The sequence below is a fragment of the Pacificimonas sp. ICDLI1SI03 genome (assembly GCF_054740865.1).
In genome coordinates, this window is record NZ_JBSQAU010000001.1 from 257,702 (window position 1) to 275,536 (window position 17,835).

Sequence of the window (17,835 nt, forward strand, 5' to 3'; positions counted from 1 at the left end):
TATGAACCCTCCCTCTCCATTGCATCCGCTGGTTTCATGGCGCATCCGTAATGAATTGACAATCGGGCAGGCGGCGGCGCTGGCCGGGGTCGTCCTGACGACGTGGAGCCGGTGGGAAAAGAGCCCGTCGCCGCCGCCCATGGCGCAGCTGGAGCGCGTGGCGCAGCTGACATGGGCGGAGGATGTGGCCGGGCGCGGTGTCAGTGTTGCCGACTGGCTGGGCTGGTGCATCCGTCAGTCGACGGTGTTGCGCGCCGATCCGGGGGATGCGCCCGTGCACGAGGAACGGGCGGCGGCGCGATGAGTGGGGGCGCGACGAGCGGCGCACCTTCACGGCCGCGCGTGGAAATCGAATTGTCCGACCTGGCCGACATGCTGGCGCAGGAAGTCGATGCGCTGGTCCGCGATCTGCTGCCCGGCGGGCAGGCGCGCGGGCGGCATTATTACGCCAGCGGCTTTCATGGCGGCCCCGGCACCAGCCTGGTGGTCGACCTGTCGGGCGGCATGCGGGGGCGCTGGACCGAATTCGCGGCGTCGAAAGGATCGAAGGGCCGCGCGGGCGATATGCTGTCGCTGGTCGCGGAAGTGAATTTCGGCGGCGATCTGAAACGCGCGATCCAGTGGGCGCGCGCGCATCTGGGCGTCGACGATCGCGACCCCGACAGTATCGCCAAGGCGCGGGCGCGGCGCGTCGCGCGCAAGGCGAAGGATGATGAGGCGCGGGCGCAGCGGCAGGCATGGCTGCGCGGGCAGGCGGAGCGGATATTCCTGTCAGCCGGTTCGGGTGACGCCTCGCCGGTCGCGGCCTATCTGGCCGGGCGCGGCATCGTGCTGCCGCGCTGGCCGCGCGCGCTGCGGTTCGATCCGGCCTGCAAATGCGGCGAGCTGGCCGCCGGGGCGCATGTGCCGGCGCGCGCCTGGCCCGGCGTGCCCGCCATGGTGGCGCGGGTGCAATGGCCGGACGGTAAGTTCGCCGCGGTTCATCGCACCTGGCTGGGCGTGCCCGAGGATTGGGCGGATGGCGAGGTGGTGACGAAGGCGGCGCTGGCGCAGCCGAAAATGGTGCTGGGCGATTATCAGGGCGCGCACATCCCGCTGTGGAAGGGTGCGGCGGGCGATATGAAATTGTCCGACGTGCCGCAGGGCACGGAATTGACCGTGTCGGAAGGGATCGAGGACGGCCTGTCCTGCGCCGTGCTGGACCCGGCGCGGCGCGTGGTGGCGGGCGTGTCCGTCGGGGCGATGTTCAGCCTGGCGCTGCCGCCACCGCAGCAGATGGGGACGATCTGGTTTGCGGTGCAGAACGATGCGCCCGGCAGCGCGGCGGCAAAGGCGACCGAGGACGGCCTGCAGGCGATGCGCGCGCGCGGCTATGCCGTCGCCGCCCTGACGCCGCCGGAAGATTTCAAGGACTGGAACGACGTGCTGACCGGCAAGCGGATGGCGGTTCCTGTGGTGAGCGGAGGGGATGGGACATGATCGTTGTAAAAGTTGAATTGTGGAGCGCAATTTCCGGCCAGGTAACGACGCTGGCCAGAATGGATATCGATAATATTGGCGGTTGCCAGAACAAAGGCGACTATCGAGTTCGCACGTTTAAAGGACGTTCCGACGAAGCGTTGGCGAGGCGCACGGTCCAGCGCGAAGGGCGTGTGTTGCAGCACCCTCGGTTGCGAGAGCACGTCTGGAATCTGGTCGCCAAGGCGCTTTCGTCCATGGATTATGGCAAGAACGGCTGATCCTTGCCCACTCCACAGAATATAGACCCGAAAGATACGTTCGCGCAGGCGGCGGCGGCGGCGAAGGTGAAGCCGCCGCTGGCGGTGGCGTCGTCATCGGGGGCGGCGGAAGGGGTGGGGCGGGACGAGCGCCCCGTGCCCCCCCCGCAGGAACCGGATGAGCAGGAAGCCCCTAAGGGAGCCGCCCGCAAGGCGTCACGGGGTGGATCGAAAAGCGATCAGCGCAGCACTGTCGCGGAGGATGACCGCTGGTTTCGACCGCCAACAGAGCTGGACGATTTCGGCAAGCCGCTGTGGATCGACAGGGACGATGGCGTGCTGCCCGACAGGTGCCCGGTGAAGCCGCTGGGCCAGCTGGGCGACATCTATTTCTATCTGGACGCGATGGGGCAGGTGCGCGCGGTCAAGGACAAGGACCATAAGAACAAAATGGTTTTGCTGGGCCTGTTCGGATCGCAGGCCAAGTCGCTGCCGCAGAAGCTGTGGCCGCGATCGACGCGATTAAGCGACAAGAACGATCTGGAAACGCTGTGGAAGCACAACGGCATGGCGGTCGAGGATGCCGGCGCCGATTTGATGACCGCCTGTTCGTACCAGGGCATATGGTCGCCGGAGGACAAGGAACGCGGGCGCGGCGCGCATCGCGGGCCGGATGGCGAGCTGATCCTGCATTGCGGCGACAAGATCTATATTCACGGCGACCGGCCCCAGTGGCGCGATCCCGGCATGATCGGCGACATGGTCTATCCGGCGGCGCCGAAGGGCGCGCGGCCGCACGAGGCGCCGGTGCCGGAACGCGAACAGGTGGGGGCGGCGGCGCTGACCCTCCTCAAGACATGGCGGTTCAAGCGGGCAGAAATGGACGCCATGCTGCTGCTGGGCTGGGTCGGGGCGGCCATGCTGGGCGGCGCGCCCGACTGGCGGCCGATGATCTGGCTGACCGGATCGAAGGGGACCGGCAAGTCCAGCCTGCAAAAGCTGCTGGAACATTGGCTGGGCGGGCGCAATCGCGGATTACTGTATGCATCCGACGCGACCGAGGCGGGCATCAGGCAGATATTGGGTCACCAGACTTTGCCCGTCGCGCTCGACGAGCAGGAAAGCGAGGAGGATAATCGCAAGCTGCAGTCGCTGGTGAAGCTGGCGCGGCAGGCGGCGTCGGGCGGCAATGCCGTGCGCGGCGGGCAGGACCATAAGGGCCATAGTTTCACCATTCGCGCGGCGTTCCTGTTTTCCAGTATCCTGATCCCGCCCATGCAGGGGCAGGATCTGTCGCGGCTGGGCGTCCTTGAACTCAACCGGTTCGAGGCGTGGGATACGCCGCCGCCGACGGCGGAGCAGGACATGCTGGACATGGGCGCGAAGCTGCGCCGCCGCATGGTCGATGGCTGGGGCCGGTTCGATGCGACGCTGCGGCAATATCAGCTGGCGTTGCAGGCGAACGGCCATAATGGACGCGGCCAGGACCAGTTCGGCACGCTCCTTACCTGTTGCGACCTGATGATGTTCGACCGGCGCGACGATCCCGAAAGCCCCGCGCCCGTCGATGATCCCGACGACAGCCCGCTGTCGACCCGGTGCGAGGAATGGGCGGAAATGTTCGCGGCGCACAAGCTGGCCGAGAAGCAGGAGGATGTGGGCGACGAGGAACGCTGCGCCATATTCCTGTCGACGACGCATTTGCCGTCATCGGGCGGGCGGGAGCCGCGCCCGGTGGCCGACTGGATCGTCGAGGCGCTGACCGCCACAGACATGGACGGCCATGCCGCCACCGATGCGGCGGTGAAGCGGCTGGGCAATAATGGCATGCGGGTGATCAGCGTCGTGCGCAAGGATAATGGCCAGTACAGCTATGGCCCGCCCGTCAAAGGCGACGGATCCGAGATCATGCTGGCGGTGGCGAGCGCCGATGCGGCGCTGGCACGGCTGTTCCGCGACGAAATCTGGCAGGCGCGGTCGGGCACATCCGGCGTGTGGCGGCAATCGCTGTCGCGCCTGGACGGCGCGATCGGCGGCCGCAAGACGCGCATCGGCATGGCAGATGCGCGCGGCGCCGTGTGGGTGCCGCTGCGCCATTTCGTCGAGGTCGACGCACAGGGATGGCCGGTGGCCGACAGCGATGCGCGGCGGGAGGGGTGACATGGCGTTCGGCGGCATGGTGCGAAGCGGCTGGGACAGGGGGCCGGAGAGCGCGCGGCACATCGCGTCGGGCAAGCCATGGCTGTGTTCTGACTGGAACTGTCCCGCGCGGGTGAGTTGCGACCGTCATTTCGGCCGGTCCGAATATTATGCGGAAATGGCGCGGAAGCATCCGATGACTGCATTTCCGGATCGCGCGGCGGATGAAGATTATTGCGGGCATTACGAATATGCGCCAGCGCGGGACTGGGAGGGGTGAGATGGCGTTCGCCGTCGCCTTTCCCTAGCGCCTGCCTCTTTACGGATCGTTTCGCCTGCGGCAGAGAAATACGACAGGGGAGATTAAATATGACAGGGGTGTCACCGACGATCGAGAAATGCGCGCATTGTTCCGGCGATGCGCTGATCAATGCATGGAATGCGGCGCTGGACCAGGGCGCGGCGGGTGTGGTCCAGCACGAATATAAGGTTGGCCATCTGGCGCTCTCCCGAGAGCACCGGGAGCTGCGCACGAGAACGTGCACGGAAATGATCCGCATGCTGCGCGACATGAAGATCGCGCCGCCCGGCGTGCCGCATTTTGCGCCAATCCCGCGAATGGAAAGCGCGTTGTGCCGCCACGACCTGGAGGCGAAGCTGCGGAGTGCGGGCCATCAGGTGTTCAGGAAGCGGCTGTTCGGTCCATTTCTGGCGTTCGCCTATGGCGGCGAGTACCATGCGGTATGGCGCAAGCGGGGCAGATTTTCGTTCTCGTCCCCTAAGACGGAGCAAATCGTGCGCGGCTATGCTCGGCGAAATCCGCTGGATACCAGGTGAACGGGAGCGCGCTGGCCGCGACATTCCTGCTCGTGCTGGGCTTCTATCCGGCGTTGATCGGCATAGATAAGATTTCCTATTCCGCGCCGCATTTCAAGTCGACGCAAGAAAAACGGCAGGCGTTTCGAATATTGATGGCGATCGGTTATCTGGTGCTGGGCAGCGTGATCGTGGACGCGCTGGGCTGATCCCGCGCCCTGTCCGGGCGGCAGGCGGCTTGACAAGTGTTCGTGTAATGTTCTGGTGTCGCGCATGAGCCTTGCCGCCCTCTATCGCTTCGCCAACATGAACGGCGCCACCGTGCGATCGGAGATGCGGTTCGTGGCGCGCATCGTGCAGGTGCGGCTGCGCCTGATCCCGCTTTACGGCGATGCCGTGACGCGCGGCCTGGATGCGGCCGGGCTGCACGACCTCGATGCCACCGTCGACCGCGTGGCGGCGCTAGTGCTGCAGCTGGCCGAGGCGCAGGAGGCGGCACGGCCGGTGCCGAACGTTCACCGCAACCGCCTGGCGGAGCGCGACCAGGACAATTAGGCGCTGGCCCTCGCCCGTCAGGCGATGCGCCGCCACAGCGGCGCCACAACAGGTCGCGGCATCGCCGCGTCCTCATCCCGCGCCCCGCGCCCTCTCATATTCTCGATTTCCGCTATTTCCCTCCCGTTCCACTCCATCCCCGCGCCCGCGCCCTTTTGGTCAGTCAGGAAGGTTGGGGGTGGACGTCGGGCGATGGTTCCGGCATGGGACTAATCCGCCTCCGGGCGCGGGGGAATGCCTGCTTCCCGTACCGGAACGGGCGCAGGAACGGGCGGCGGGCACGAAAACCGCCACGCCTTTCCCCTTGATCTTCCTCTCTTCTTTTCCGTCGTTGCGCTCGTTCCGGGCTGTTCGCGCGCGCGCATTCCACACATGTGCGCGCGCGGCCATGCGCGTACATGCGCGTGGTAAAAGGGGGGGAACGACCGGAACGAGTTTTTTAATGTATATCTATCATTAAGTTAGGCGTGTCAATTTTCGTTCTTAGGCCCGTTCCGTGCGTTCCGGCAGCGGTCGAGGGCTTGCCAAGATTTAACATTAATCGTTAAACCTGCGGCTTCCTTCGATGGGACCGCAACGTGTTTTCCAATGAAAACAATAAAATAGGGGCTAGATAATGGCGACGGCCTCCGGTCTCGCCAAGGTCACTGCCGATGCGGTCGACGAACGGGCGGAACCGTTCTCCGACATGCCGACGCGGCAAGAGCCGCTGTTCGGTGATGAGCCGAAAGGCGCGAATTGCCCTTCATCGCGGGGGAAAGGGCGGCCTCCTGGCGCAAAAAATCGCGCGACCGAGGACTGGGCCGAGTTCATCCGGCGGCAGCATGGCGATGTGCGGGTCGGCCTGGCGCAGGTCGGGTTCGCCGATACGGATCATCTGGCGGCGAAGCTGTCGGGGATGGCGGCGTTCGACCAGGTGCTGGCGAAGCTCGATCTGGACGACAAGCCGCGCCTTGTGGCCGATCTGGTCGAGCGGGCGGCGCGTCGCCTGGGGCGCGGCTATCACGATGCGCTGAAGCTGAAGACGACGGCGCTGGCGCAGCTGGCGCCCTACGTCGCCAGTCGCATGCCGGCAGAGGTCGAGGTCAAATCGCAGGGCGGCGTCGTCTTCCTGATGGCCGGGACGAACGTACCCGACATGTCGAGCGAGGATCTGCGCAATGTCGTCGACAAGGCGCAGCGTCCGGTCGACGTGTTCGATATGTTGCAAGACGTGGATTATCAAAGGGTTAGCGACGACGACGACAGGGCGTCGGAAGGATGATGTCGGAAGGATTGTCCTATGCCGTTGATCCTGCACGGCTTTCCGTCCCTCGTGCCATGCTTCCGAGGTTGAAGCGGCGGGCAGGGTGGGGGGTGTCGATCGAGCCTCGCCCGGCGGCAGGGGGTGGGGCCCCCAACGCGGCGAATTTTCCCTCCGGGGCAGTCGCGCGAGACACAGGCCGGATCTTGGAAAATCGCGGGACGAATTCGCCCCCAGCCCTTCTGGTGGCCCTGCGGGATCGCCGGAAATCAAATTTTCGCCTGTCGGGGCGCGGGGAAGAGGGGCGGTTCTCCACCCGTATGAACCAGGGGCGCGGGGAGTGCGGGAGTTTCCGCCCTGGCACAACGCGCCAAGCCACGATCCCTAGCGCGCGCGCCTCGGGCTGGGAAGCCTGTCAATGACGTCAGGTGCGCCAGATTTGAAGGCGGTCCGCCCGATCGAGTTCAAGCGGGCTGGTCCGGTGGCGGACGCATATCGCACGGATTTGCGTTTCATCACCAACATCATGGGGCCAGTCGGTGGCGGAAAAACGACCGAAAACTTCAAAAAAATCATCAATATAGCGTTGATGCAGGGGCCGGGGACAGACGGTGTTCGCCGTGCCCGTTGTGTCGCGATCCGCGACACTTATCCAAATCTGGAACGCAGCGTAATGAAAAGCTGGTTCCAATGGTTTCCCAAGGGTGGGCCGGGAGAGGTTCGCTTTTCAGGTGCGACGCCGATCACGCATGTGGTGCGAATGGACTTCGGGCCGCTGGGGGTGGTGGAGCTCGAAATGATCTTCGCGGCGATCGGCGATCATGACATCGAGAATTTCATGCGCGGCTTCGAGCCGACGATCTGGTTCTTCAACGAAGTCGACACGCTGCCGCTGCTGGCCTTCTCGCTCGCACTGACCCGCACGGGCCGTTATCCGAACGGACAATGGGGCAAATGTACCTGGTCCGGCGTCCTGTCGGACATGAACGCGCCGGATACGGATAACTGGACGTACGAAAAGCTGGTCGAGGGTCGGCTGGGCCTGGACGAAATGACGGTCCAGATGCTGCAGGAAGAGCTGGGCGACCATTTTGGCGTCGGGTTCCACCGTCAACCGCCTGCCATGTTGCGCGATGCCGAAGGGCATTTGAGCGTCAACCCCGATGCAGAGAATTTGCAGAATTTGGAGAATGGCCGCGGCTATTACGCCAAGGCGCTGATGGGTCTGGCCGGTGACGAAAACATGATCCGCCGCATGATCCTGAACGAATTCGGCGCGGTGCAGAACGGGCAGCCGGTCTATCCCGAATATAAGGATGAGTTTCATCTGGGTGTTGCGCCGCCGGTCGCGAAACAGGGGCTGTTCCTGGGCGTCGACGGCGGCCTGACGCCTGCGGCGATCATCGGCCAGCGGACCAGCCTGGGGCAGATCCGCGTGCTGGATGAAATTGCCGTGCAGCCGCAGGGCAATGACAAGCACCTGAACCAGATCAGCGCCTACGAATTCGGCGTGCGGGTCGGCGAGCATTTGCTGGGCCAGTATCCCGATAATCCGCTGGACACCGCCTATTGCGATCCCGCGACGGCCGCCGACAGCGGCGTCGGCACGAACGAACGCAGCTGGATGGACTGGTTCAAGAAGGGGCTGGCGACGGCGCTGGGCCATTCGAAATTCAAGGTGCGGATTGCGCCGGGCGGGAATGGGCTGGAGGGGCGCCTGCAGGCGGTCAAGCAACCGCTGCACCGTGTCGTCGATGGCGGACAACCGGGGTTCCTGCTGGCCAGCAAATGCCGCTGGCTGCGGCGCGGGTTCAACAATGGCTATGTGTTCCAGCGCGTGAAGGTCGGCGAGGGCGACGGCCATTACAAATCCGAGCCGTTGAAGAACGACTATTCGCACGCGCACGATGCGCTGCAGTACCTGTGCCAGGGCCTGTCGAAGGCCGGGCGCACCCGCGACGATCTGGACAGCGTGCGCGCCGCGAAGGAGCGGCGGGCGTCTGCGCGGCGTCACTCTCCCCCAGTTGTCAGGAGCTATGGCTGATATGGACGTTCCCGGAAAAATTCTGACCCCGGTTCTGAAACTTACGGGTCTGGTCAAGACACCCCGCAAGCCGCCCTCGCCGCTGTCGAGCCCGACGCGGGACGATGCGCGCATCGACGCCATGGACCGTGACGAACTGCGCAAGCGGCGCGGCGGGGCGGCGGACCTGATCGCTGGTGCGGGCGGCGGCGGCGAAGCGTCGGCATCGGCGGTCGGCAAGGCGACACTGGGCAGTTGATCCCGAAAGAAACACCGAAAGAGGAGGTTATTATGGGCGGCAAGGAACAGGCGAAATCGGAATTTCCGATCAAGATCATGGAAACGACGGGCGGCTATACGCTGACCGAAACGGAGGCGGGGAAATTCGTCGTCACCGGGCCGTCGCTGGACGAACCGGAGACGTTCTCCGATCGCGAAGCGGGTAGGGTGCGCACCGAAGTGCTGTTCATCCAGGCGAAGCCGGAAGATGCGCAGCGCGAGGCTGCGTCGCTGCGGCATGATCTGTCGACCATGTGCAAGGAACGCGACGAATATCGCGACGATGCCATTCTGGCGGAGAGCGCGCGTAAATCCGCCGAAGATGCGCAGAAGGTGGCGGAGCAGGAACGGGACGATGCGCTGGCGAATGGCGACGAAGTGCTGCGCGCCCAGGTCGAGGAATTGACCAAACAGGTCGCCACGCTGGAAAAGGCGGCGAAGAAAGCGGCGTCGGTCACTGCCGCCGGCAAGGCACCGAAGGCGGCGAAGGCCGGGCCGATGACGGGCAAATCCGCGCCCGACACGGCGGCGCGCAAGGCGTTGTTCGACAGCGGCGCCGCACATTATCTGGTGCTGTCCGATGGCGCGACCGCCATTGGCGAATTCGAGCGCACCCGCATTTCCGGCAATGATGCCTGGCGCCAGCGCGGCGAGCAGTTCCTGTTGGCCAAAGACAAGAACATTACCGTGACGGGGCACCCGCAGCGCCCACTCGTCATCAAGGGGTTCGCGCTGTTCGACGAAAAGGACAATCAGGTCGATTACGGCGCGCTGCCGTCGCCGATCACCGTGCCGGCGGGCCAGCAGGTCAGCCTGGACGGGCAAATCGTCCTGTAATCACCCGATCCCCGCGAGGGGAGGGGCGGCGGTTTGTCCCTTTTTCCGCCGCCCCGCATTTCCGGTCCCGTCATTTCAGCGAAAGCGCGCATCATGTCCGACGAAAGCACTGTCACGACCCTGCTGGCCGATCAGGCGCGCATGGAAAGCGAGCGTTCGGAATATGACGCGACGAACCGGGAAATCGAATATCTGTACGATCCCGGCGCGTCGGGCGGCTATCGTCACCGGACGCCGGGGCGGAACGGGTCGCAGCTGTTCGACATGACTGGCGTTGAGGCGGCGCAGAAATATCGCGCCGCCGTCACTGGCCTGATGTTCCCGCGCGGGAGCCGCTGGGGATTTCTGACCACGACCAGCGGCGAGTTGAACCGGGATTATGAGGCGCGGCGCTGGCTGACCTATGCCAATGACCGCCTGCATTCGATGCGCGCCAGCCCCTATGCCGGGTTTCAGGCGCAGGCGGCGCAGAATGTCCACCAGGGCGGCCTGTATGGGATCATGCCGTTCCTGGCGGACGAAGTGCCGGGGCGCGGATATTATTATCGCACGCTGCACAGTTCCGCCGTGTGGATAGATGAGGATTTTCGCGGGCGTCCCGACAAAGTTCACCTGAAACGCGAATGCACATTCACCCAGCTGGAACAGGAATTCGGCCTAGAGGCGCTGCCGGATCAGGCGCGCAAGCGTATCGCGGAAAATCAGGGCCACGAAAAAACATGGGTGCTGCGCGTTATCCGCCGCAACCCGGACAGGCGTCGCGGCCAGATCGGCGCGAACGGCATGGCGTGGGAAAGCCTGCACATCGCCATGGACGAAAAGCATATTCTGCGGCGAAAGGGCTATTATTCCAAGCCGCTGATCGTGGCGCGCGCAGACGATGGCCCGAACGACGCCTATGGCCGCAGTCCGGCCATGTCGACGCTGCCGCAGGTGCGCATGTTGCAGGAAATGGCGCGATCCAATTTGCGTGCTGCGCAGCGCATGGCGGAGCCGCCGCTGCTGACATCCGACGATGACGAATTGATCGGCGTGATCGTCGCGCCGGGCCAGGCCATTCCCGGCGGCCTGGACGAACGCGGCAATCCGCTGGTGCAGGAAATGCGCAGCGCGGCCAATATTCCGATCGGTCTGGAAATGCAGGACCGCGAACGGCGGCCGGTACAGGAAATGTTCCTGTCCTCCGTGTTCGAATTGCTGATGAACAGCCGCGATCGCATGACGGCGACCGAGGTCCTGCACCTGAAAGAGCTGTCCGGCCTGCTGGTCGGGCCGGTGCTGGGCCAGCTGGAAACCGAATGGGTCGGCCCGATGATCGAACGCGAGCTGGACATCGGCCTGCGCTCCGGTGCGATCCCGCCACCGCCGCCGGTGATGCGTGAGGCGATGCGCGCGGGGCAGGCGGGCATTCGCGTCGAACTGGAAAACCCGCTGACCCGCATGGCGCGGGCGTCGGAGGCGACGGGGCTGGGCCAGCTGCTGGACATCACGACGCCGATTGCGAACATCGATCCCGGCGTGTGGGATATTTTCGATACCGAGAATATGGGCCGCGAACTGGCCGACGTTCTGGGCGTGCGGCCGACGTTCATCGCCAGCCCCGACATGGTGGCGGCTAAGAAAGCGGCGCGCGAGGACAATCAGGCGCAGGCGGTCAGCATGGAGGCGCTGGAACAGGGCGCCGGCGCGATCGAGAAACTGGCGCGCGCGCAGGCGGTGGCGGCATGATGCGCGCCACCGTTGAACGATGGCAGAAGCTGAAGCGGCAGGCGCTGCGCAAGCATTATCAGGCGCTGTTCGATCCCGAGGCGGAGGCGCCGCACCGCGCCGATGCGGAGCGGGTGCTGGCGCATCTGCGCGCCTATGCGCGGCGCGACCAATCGAAATTCTATCCCGGCGAGGGCGGGGCGCTGGAGACGGCGCGCATCCTGGGCCGCGAGGAAGTGGTGTTGCTGATCGAGGAATATCTGGGCTGGCGGCCCGAGAAACTGGCGAATTTAAACCGTGTGGAGGATGATTATGGCAGAGGAAGTGAATGATGGCGGTGCGGCGCCCGCAGCAGCGGTGGCGACCGAGATCGGCGCATCGGCGGCCGCTGCGGCAGCTGGCGGCCCGTTCGACGGGATTGGCGGGGCTGCTGCTGGTGGCAATGCTGCAGCGGGCGGAAGTGGTGCAGGTGACGGGGCAGCGGCAGCGGATGCTGGCGCGGCGGCACCGGCAGGCGATGATGCTGCGGCGGCGGACCCGAAAGGCGCTGATGCAGGCGGCTCCGAATGGCTGGACGGCCTGATCGAGGGCGCGTCGGATGACGACAAGGCCAATCTGGAATGGCTGAAAGCCAAGGGGTATAAATCCGTCTCCGGCCTGGCGAAAAGCTATCGTGAGGCCGAACGGCAAATCCGCAATGGCGGTGTCGAGGTGCCGGGAGAAAATGCCACGGATGAACAGCGCGCGGCTTATCGCGAGAAGATGGGTATTCCCGACAAGCCGGAGGGGTATGAATTCGCGATCCCGCAAAATCTGGAATTGCCCGAGGGCGCCGGGCTGAATGACGATCTGGTCGCGTTCTATGGCGATGCGGCGCACAAGCTGAACCTGCCCAAGGATCAGGCGCGGGCGCTGTTCGATGCCGTGGTCGAAAAACAGGTCAGCGACCATATGGCGGAGGTCCAACGGAATGACACGGCGGCGGCGGAATTCCTGAAATCGCAGCCGGATGGCGGCGTGGCGGCAAAGGCGCATGCGAACCGTGCCTGGCGCAATCTGGGGATCGAACAGAAATTCGGGACGGAGTTTCTGGGCAAGCTACAGGCGGGCCTGGGCGCTGCCGATACGTTTAAATTCATGTCAATGCTGGGCGAAATGACGGCAGAGGATACGTTCGGCGCCGACGGCAAGACCAAGCAGCTGGGCATGAACGCGGCAGAGGCGCAAGTGCAGCTGACCGCCTTTGAAAATGACAAGGGCAAAGCCGAGAAACTGCGGCTGCGCGACCCGGCGACCATCGCGGAACATGACAGGCTGACCCGCGCCGTGGCGGCGGGGATGCCCGCAGTTTAACGATATCTGTTATTTTTCGATTGACGGGGTGCGTCGTCTGGCTATTTTCGCATCCCACGAGGTTTGGGGGAACCTCTTCCCAATCCCCCCCTCCGGCCAAGCTGCTGCGCAGCCCCGGACCCTGGGCAGGAAAGCCTCGCCGACGCGGGCGTTAAACGTCAGACTGGCCCGGCCCCATGGTCGCCAAGCCATTCGCACCGAACCGATTTTCGCTGTGAATGAAAGGCAGGACCATGGAGAGTATCGACGCAACCTTCTACACCAAGTTTTCCAGCAATGTGCGCATGGCCCTGGGCCAGCACATGTCCCTGCTGGCGGAAAGCGTGGCGTGGGAACATGGCAGCGGTGAAAGCCAGCTGCTGACCGGCATCATCGGCCAGCGCAAGTTGACCACGATCACGTCGCGCAATGCCGACACGCCGCTGTCGCAGGGCAAGCACGACCGTATCTGGGTATTCAAGCCCGAATATGCCGCCGATGGCGAGATCGTCGACAATATCGACCAGCTGGCCAGCATCATCAGCCTGGAAAGCGCCAATGTGCAGTCGCAGGCGGCGGCGGTCAAACGCTATTGGGACGATCAGTTCCTGCAGGGCTTTTTTGGTCTGATGCACACCGGCAAGACCGGCGCGGTGCAGAAGGCGTTTCCGGCGGCGAACGTCGTGCCGAAAACGGTAGGCGCCACCACGGGCCTGAACGTGCGCAAGATCCGCACCGGCGTCAAGCTGCTGCGGCAGGGGTTCGTCAATCTGCAACAGCCGATCTACATGCCGATCACGGCGGAGGCGCAGGACGATCTGTCGCAGGATGCGAAGGCGGAAAATTCCGATTTCCTGAACGCCAACAAGGCGCGCTGGAGCGCGGACGGCAAGATGCTGGAAGGCATCGCCGGCGTCACCTTCATTCCCATGGAGCTGGGCAATCCGATGCTGGATGCCGCGCCCCTGACGTGGAACGAGGGCACGGAAGCACGCCGTCTGCCGATGTACACGAAAGACGGCATGACGATGGTGGACTGGGAGAAGGAATATTCCTCGATCCGCGTCCGCCCCGACAAGAACGACGGCATCCAGGCCTATGTCCGCAGCGCCGTGACGGCGTCGCGCACGGACCAGGCGCGTGTCGCCATCATCGAAGTGACGGAAGGTGCAGGCGGATAATTCCGCCTGAGGGACCGGGGCGGGCCGCGAGGTCCGGCCCGGCTCCTGCGGATGCCGGGGAAATCCTCACCCCCTCCGGCATCCACATGAGCCGGGAGTTTTCACGGAGTTTCCCAAGAGGAGAGAGACAATGAAGATCGATGCCGATTTCTACGCCCGCGAACAGGTGGGTGTGCTGGACGGAACCAAGCAACCGCCGACACCTGCGGATTTCCTGAAAACCGGCGGCACGCTGCACCGCCTGCAGGCGACCATCGACTATGCGGCGCAGGCATCCGGGTCGGTGATCGCGCTGGGGTCGCTGCCGTCGGGGTCGCGCGTCGTTTCCGTCAAGGAGGAAACGACCGTCACGCGCAGCACCGCCACCATGAAGATCGGCACGCAGGCCGATGACGACGCCTATTCCGCCGCCGCGGTGCTGACCACGGCCAATGCGGCGACCGAACGGCTGACCACGGCGGCCAAGGCGGCGATGGAAGAGAATGCCGAACAGGTGTTCCTGATCGCCACGACGGGCTCCGCCGCGCTGCCATCCAGCGGCACGGGCATGATCATCATCGAGTTCGTCACGCGGAACTAGCCGGGGGGCTGGACTTCGCGATGACGGGGGGCGCGGCAGCTTACACGGGGCCATGCCGCGTCCCCATCCCCTCTGAACCTGCGAGGCGCGCATGGCTACCAGCATAATCAAGGCAGACGGCACGGGCGATTTCACGTCGCTTTCGGCGTGGTATGCAAGCCTTCCTTCGGTTCTGATCGAAGAAGAGGTAGCGCAGATTTCCGGGGATCTGGGCGCGCAATCTCGTCTTACGAATATGACGAAGACCACAGCAGCCGACAAAGGGTTGGTCATCGAAGCAGCGCCTGGCGATGAATGGTTCGTCGGGGGCGAGGCCGCCGCATCCTTTTCTCTCGTGGACAGTGACGGAATTTTTATTTTGGGCGGGTCTACAAGCTCGCACCATATCACCATACGGAACCTACGGTTTTCCGCTGCTGGCGGCAATACAACGTCATCATTACTTCGCCAATCGTCAGGCGGCCTACCTGCCGATAGCAATATACTTATAGAAAATTGTCGAATTTCACTGCCCCCTCCAAGTGCAATCGTAGATAATGACGGCTCAGAAGATCTTAGAATTACTGTTCAAAATTGTATTCTCACAGGGGTGGCTTCGCAATCTAGTGGGCGTGTAAAATACTTCAATAACACGGTGCTCTATAGCCTTGCTACTAACTGGGGTGATAATGGCACAACAGGATTTCGCTACGGATTGGCGCAGAGAAATGCGATCTTCGGTTTCGGTCCAACGTCGAGCAACAAGAACTACCTCAATCTCGCCTCTGGTTCCGCCGATAATGTCGCGGACGATACGAGCGGTAACATCAATAATGTCGTGCTCGTTGATCAATATACCGATCCGCTGAACGAAGATTGGTCGCTGAAAGCAGGCAACGTGCTTCAAGGCGCGGCGGCAGGTGGTCTGAACATTGGCTTCGTAGCGCCGGGGTCCGCTGGCGCTGCGCCGGTACTGGCAAAGCCGACGATTATAGTTACCACACCCGCGCGTCCCCGCGGCTGGACGGGACTCGACGTGTTGGTGTCGTCCGCATCAACGAACTTTGCCGGCCACAAGATTTACCTGAACGGCGAACTATACGCTACGCTGACTTCTGATCAGGGAGCGGCACGGATCACGGGCTTGGCTTCGAACACGACAGATTACGAAGTCACAGCGCGGGCATTTTACGTTGACGAGGAAACCGAGCAGGATGTGCTTGGGGAGGTCAGCGACACGGCCACTGGTGACACGCTGTCTTACGTCGCGGACTTTTCGTTTACCACCGCAGGGCTCCCAGCAGCCTTCGAAACTGTGACCACACCCGCGGGGGATTTTCCGGTCCAACTAGCGTTCGATGACGGTGAATATTTCGGATGGTACTGGACCCGCACTGGCCACCCTGGCCGGACCCTCACGATCTTCCGCCGCCCGAATGCCGGTGGTGTGGGCAATGTGAACTGCCCATTCAAGATCGTCGAATGGGATGGACAGCCGTGCGGCTTTCGCTGCTTTCAGGGTGGTGGGGTCGTCTTTGGCGATGATCTTGTTCAACCAGAATATGCGCGTGTTCAAGCAGCGCTCGCCCGTTATGATTTGCCGCCCTATGATGAAGATGAATTTGCGCGCATTAAAACGTCTCAGTCCTACGACGGCATTTCTTCGCCGCCGTCCATAGTTTACCAGCCTCATGTACCGTTCGGCTCCGGGACACAGAACGGAACGCAGGACCCGGTTTTCGGCGGACACGACGGCGGCACTGGCGAGCGCGGCAGTTCCCGTGGATTTTTCTCGTCTAATGACGCCCTGGCGGCCCGGCATGCCTATAAAGGCACTCAGACGCAGTTCGATGCCTATGCGCCGACGCTTCGGTTGCAGGCTCTTTATGCCATGTCTTTGCCGAAAATGTTCATCTGGTCCCATAATCACGATCAGTTGCGAGACCCGATGAAGCCGTTCCCCGGCGATGACATCTATGTAACCAGCGGAACGCAACCGATCGCGAAGTTCGCGACTGAGCCGATGACATGGATCGTCGATCAGGACTTCACCGACGAAGAACTTGAAAACCTAGGCGGAATTTCACGCGGCGAAAGCCGCCCTGTGTCGCGCGATCTCGAACACACTTTCAACCATGGTTACGTCTATTGGCTAGCGACAGATAACCCTATCCACGCTCTGATGCACGAGGCTATGTTCGCCTTCGCGCTTGCTTATCCCTATGAGGGTGGCCCCGACGGGCTCGGACGGTACCGGATACGTCAATCAAACAATATCACGGATCGGGCAACGTGTAACCAGTTCTCCACCCTCTTCCGCGCGCGGCGCACTTTGGAGAGGATTTCCGCTGAAAATGGGAAGATCTTCTGGGAGCCCAGCCGGATCGAAACGATGGAAGAGGAATGTTTCGCCAACCATGCAGATTGGGTGGCCGATCAGCAGGCGGCGCTTGCTGATCCAAACGGGCCGGCATCGAAAGCCTACATCGCTCTTGCTCACGCGATTGATGGCGGCGGGCTCTCGCCCTTCATGTATACCACCTACGGGCAAGAAATGGCCTATCTTTGGGCGATCCATGGCCGCCCAATCTTATCCGAGAGGTTGGCCTCCCACGTCATAATCCGCGCGCATTACGGAGGCGGTGACGCCGCCTTTTCACCTCAAGGGGGTACGTCAGAAGGTTGGGGCATTCCGGCCATGAATGGCTCTGCCTATGCAACAGGGTTAACGGCTGATATGCCATATCAGACAGCTGTAGAGCTGGGTGAATATTGGCGTGATCTGGGTATCTCAAGTGGCCAGCCCGCAGATCAATATGTCTCTGGCCCCGCGTATATCTTGCAAATGTATAGTGTGCTCGCCAGCGCGAAGCAATTGCGCGACCTGGGGCTGATCGACAGCACAAATTACCTACTCGCCGATCTGGATGCTGCAGAACAGTCCATGGCGACAGCTATGGCCGCCTCCACCTATGCTGCAGGCTACACAACTCTTAACATTAAACACGCCGCCACACAATTTCCCTCAATAACTGTGGGATTAGGGACAAAGGTCGTGACGTTCAATTGTACGGCAAGCACCGGTGTTGCGCTTGCCGATGCAACCGGCGTCGATTGGTGGTTCCATCCCGGCATTTACAACCAAGATAACCTGCCGACGGAGTCGGACAGAGGGACGGTGGATACCGATGCCAGCGGAATGGCCACGGTCACCCTGGAGAATACCACCATGGATGTCGGGCAGGAGGGTACCATGCGCGCCTTCTATGATGACGGCGAGGGTGGCCTGCCCGTTCAGGTGTTCTTTGGCGAAGCGGTAATTTCCAGTGGCGAATGAATTCAAATTCGCTGCTGCTTCGCCAGCGTCCGATGCGAAATTCTGGACGTTTGAAGACGGCCCCGCGCCTGATCCGATCCTGCAAATCCAGCTCCGTCGCCGGCGGCGA

At 63.1% G+C, this 17,835-nt stretch carries 18 protein-coding genes; all 18 read left to right on the forward strand.

Going from position 1 to position 17,835, the window contains the following annotated elements:
* Position 1 precedes the first annotated feature (1 nt).
* Complete coding sequence (locus ACSMXM_RS01240; protein WP_460313255.1) at positions 2-304, forward strand: hypothetical protein; 303 nt, start codon at positions 2-4, stop codon at positions 302-304.
* Positions 301-1,479: a DUF7146 domain-containing protein gene (locus ACSMXM_RS01245; RefSeq protein WP_460313257.1), complete on the forward strand. Its 1,179-nt coding sequence runs from the start codon at positions 301-303 to the stop codon at positions 1,477-1,479. The genes ACSMXM_RS01240 and ACSMXM_RS01245 overlap by 4 nt, the downstream gene beginning before the upstream one ends.
* Entirely contained in the window at positions 1,476-1,739 is a 264-nt protein-coding gene (locus ACSMXM_RS01250; RefSeq protein WP_460313258.1) for a hypothetical protein, read from the forward strand. The genes ACSMXM_RS01245 and ACSMXM_RS01250 overlap by 4 nt, the downstream gene beginning before the upstream one ends.
* 3 nt (positions 1,740-1,742) lie before the next feature.
* Positions 1,743-3,878 (forward strand): hypothetical protein, encoded by a 2,136-nt coding sequence (locus tag ACSMXM_RS01255; protein ID WP_460313260.1) that lies wholly within the window; start codon positions 1,743-1,745, stop codon positions 3,876-3,878.
* Position 3,879: 1 nt separating this feature from the next.
* On the forward strand, positions 3,880-4,137 hold the full coding sequence (locus ACSMXM_RS01260; RefSeq protein ID WP_460313261.1) for a hypothetical protein: 258 nt from the start codon (positions 3,880-3,882) through the stop codon (positions 4,135-4,137).
* Positions 4,138-4,226: 89 nt separating this feature from the next.
* Complete coding sequence (locus ACSMXM_RS01265; protein WP_460313263.1) at positions 4,227-4,694, forward strand: hypothetical protein; 468 nt, start codon at positions 4,227-4,229, stop codon at positions 4,692-4,694.
* Positions 4,691-4,882 (forward strand): hypothetical protein, encoded by a 192-nt coding sequence (locus ACSMXM_RS01270; RefSeq protein ID WP_460313265.1) that lies wholly within the window; start codon positions 4,691-4,693, stop codon positions 4,880-4,882. Before ACSMXM_RS01265 ends, ACSMXM_RS01270 begins: the two co-directional genes overlap by 4 nt.
* Positions 4,883-4,937: 55 nt before the next feature.
* On the forward strand, positions 4,938-5,228 hold the full coding sequence (locus ACSMXM_RS01275) for a hypothetical protein (RefSeq protein WP_460313267.1): 291 nt from the start codon (positions 4,938-4,940) through the stop codon (positions 5,226-5,228).
* 616 nt (positions 5,229-5,844) lie between these two features.
* Entirely contained in the window at positions 5,845-6,492 is a 648-nt protein-coding gene (locus ACSMXM_RS01280) for a hypothetical protein (RefSeq protein WP_460313269.1), read from the forward strand.
* Between the two features lie 397 nt (positions 6,493-6,889).
* Entirely contained in the window at positions 6,890-8,515 is a 1,626-nt protein-coding gene (locus ACSMXM_RS01285; RefSeq protein WP_460313271.1) for a hypothetical protein, read from the forward strand.
* Position 8,516: 1 nt separating this feature from the next.
* Positions 8,517-8,753, forward strand: a complete 237-nt coding sequence (locus tag ACSMXM_RS01290; RefSeq protein ID WP_460313272.1) for a hypothetical protein — start codon at positions 8,517-8,519, stop codon at positions 8,751-8,753.
* A gap of 32 nt (positions 8,754-8,785) precedes the next feature.
* Positions 8,786-9,610 (forward strand): hypothetical protein, encoded by an 825-nt coding sequence (locus ACSMXM_RS01295; RefSeq protein ID WP_460313274.1) that lies wholly within the window; start codon positions 8,786-8,788, stop codon positions 9,608-9,610.
* Between the two features lie 93 nt (positions 9,611-9,703).
* The gene (locus ACSMXM_RS01300; protein ID WP_460313276.1) at positions 9,704-11,338 is read left to right on the forward strand and encodes a portal protein; all 1,635 of its coding nucleotides are present in this window, start codon (positions 9,704-9,706) and stop codon (positions 11,336-11,338) included.
* Complete coding sequence (locus ACSMXM_RS01305) at positions 11,335-11,649, forward strand: Bbp19 family protein (RefSeq protein WP_460313278.1); 315 nt, start codon at positions 11,335-11,337, stop codon at positions 11,647-11,649. The genes ACSMXM_RS01300 and ACSMXM_RS01305 overlap by 4 nt, the downstream gene beginning before the upstream one ends.
* Positions 11,630-12,670 (forward strand): hypothetical protein, encoded by a 1,041-nt coding sequence (locus ACSMXM_RS01310; protein WP_460313280.1) that lies wholly within the window; start codon positions 11,630-11,632, stop codon positions 12,668-12,670. The genes ACSMXM_RS01305 and ACSMXM_RS01310 overlap by 20 nt, the downstream gene beginning before the upstream one ends.
* 233 nt (positions 12,671-12,903) lie before the next feature.
* A complete protein-coding gene (locus ACSMXM_RS01315; RefSeq protein WP_460313282.1) occupies positions 12,904-13,830 on the forward strand; it encodes a phage capsid protein in 927 nt (308 codons plus the stop codon).
* A gap of 130 nt (positions 13,831-13,960) precedes the next feature.
* A complete protein-coding gene (locus ACSMXM_RS01320) occupies positions 13,961-14,410 on the forward strand; it encodes a hypothetical protein (RefSeq protein WP_460313283.1) in 450 nt (149 codons plus the stop codon).
* 91 nt (positions 14,411-14,501) lie between these two features.
* Positions 14,502-17,726: a hypothetical protein gene (locus tag ACSMXM_RS01325; protein ID WP_460313285.1), complete on the forward strand. Its 3,225-nt coding sequence runs from the start codon at positions 14,502-14,504 to the stop codon at positions 17,724-17,726.
* The last annotated feature ends 109 nt before the right edge of the window (positions 17,727-17,835 follow it).

Bases quoted from the DNA above. Each gene is read 5' to 3' on its own strand.
- ACSMXM_RS01300 (WP_460313276.1), top strand. From the start codon at position 9,704: ATGTCCGACGAAAGCACTGTCACGACCCTGCTGGCCGATCAGGCGCGC.
- ACSMXM_RS01295 (WP_460313274.1), top strand. From the start codon at position 8,786: ATGGGCGGCAAGGAACAGGCGAAATCGGAATTTCCGATCAAGATCATG.
- ACSMXM_RS01310 (WP_460313280.1), top strand. From the start codon at position 11,630: ATGGCAGAGGAAGTGAATGATGGCGGTGCGGCGCCCGCAGCAGCGGTG.
- ACSMXM_RS01250 (WP_460313258.1), top strand. From the start codon at position 1,476: ATGATCGTTGTAAAAGTTGAATTGTGGAGCGCAATTTCCGGCCAGGTA.
- ACSMXM_RS01260 (WP_460313261.1), top strand. From the start codon at position 3,880: ATGGCGTTCGGCGGCATGGTGCGAAGCGGCTGGGACAGGGGGCCGGAG.
- ACSMXM_RS01240 (WP_460313255.1), top strand. From the start codon at position 2: ATGAACCCTCCCTCTCCATTGCATCCGCTGGTTTCATGGCGCATCCGT.
- ACSMXM_RS01305 (WP_460313278.1), top strand. From the start codon at position 11,335: ATGATGCGCGCCACCGTTGAACGATGGCAGAAGCTGAAGCGGCAGGCG.
- ACSMXM_RS01290 (WP_460313272.1), top strand. From the start codon at position 8,517: ATGGACGTTCCCGGAAAAATTCTGACCCCGGTTCTGAAACTTACGGGT.
- ACSMXM_RS01325 (WP_460313285.1), top strand. From the start codon at position 14,502: ATGGCTACCAGCATAATCAAGGCAGACGGCACGGGCGATTTCACGTCG.
- ACSMXM_RS01265 (WP_460313263.1), top strand. From the start codon at position 4,227: ATGACAGGGGTGTCACCGACGATCGAGAAATGCGCGCATTGTTCCGGC.
- ACSMXM_RS01280 (WP_460313269.1), top strand. From the start codon at position 5,845: ATGGCGACGGCCTCCGGTCTCGCCAAGGTCACTGCCGATGCGGTCGAC.
- ACSMXM_RS01320 (WP_460313283.1), top strand. From the start codon at position 13,961: ATGAAGATCGATGCCGATTTCTACGCCCGCGAACAGGTGGGTGTGCTG.
- ACSMXM_RS01285 (WP_460313271.1), top strand. From the start codon at position 6,890: ATGACGTCAGGTGCGCCAGATTTGAAGGCGGTCCGCCCGATCGAGTTC.
- ACSMXM_RS01245 (WP_460313257.1), top strand. From the start codon at position 301: ATGAGTGGGGGCGCGACGAGCGGCGCACCTTCACGGCCGCGCGTGGAA.
- ACSMXM_RS01315 (WP_460313282.1), top strand. From the start codon at position 12,904: ATGGAGAGTATCGACGCAACCTTCTACACCAAGTTTTCCAGCAATGTG.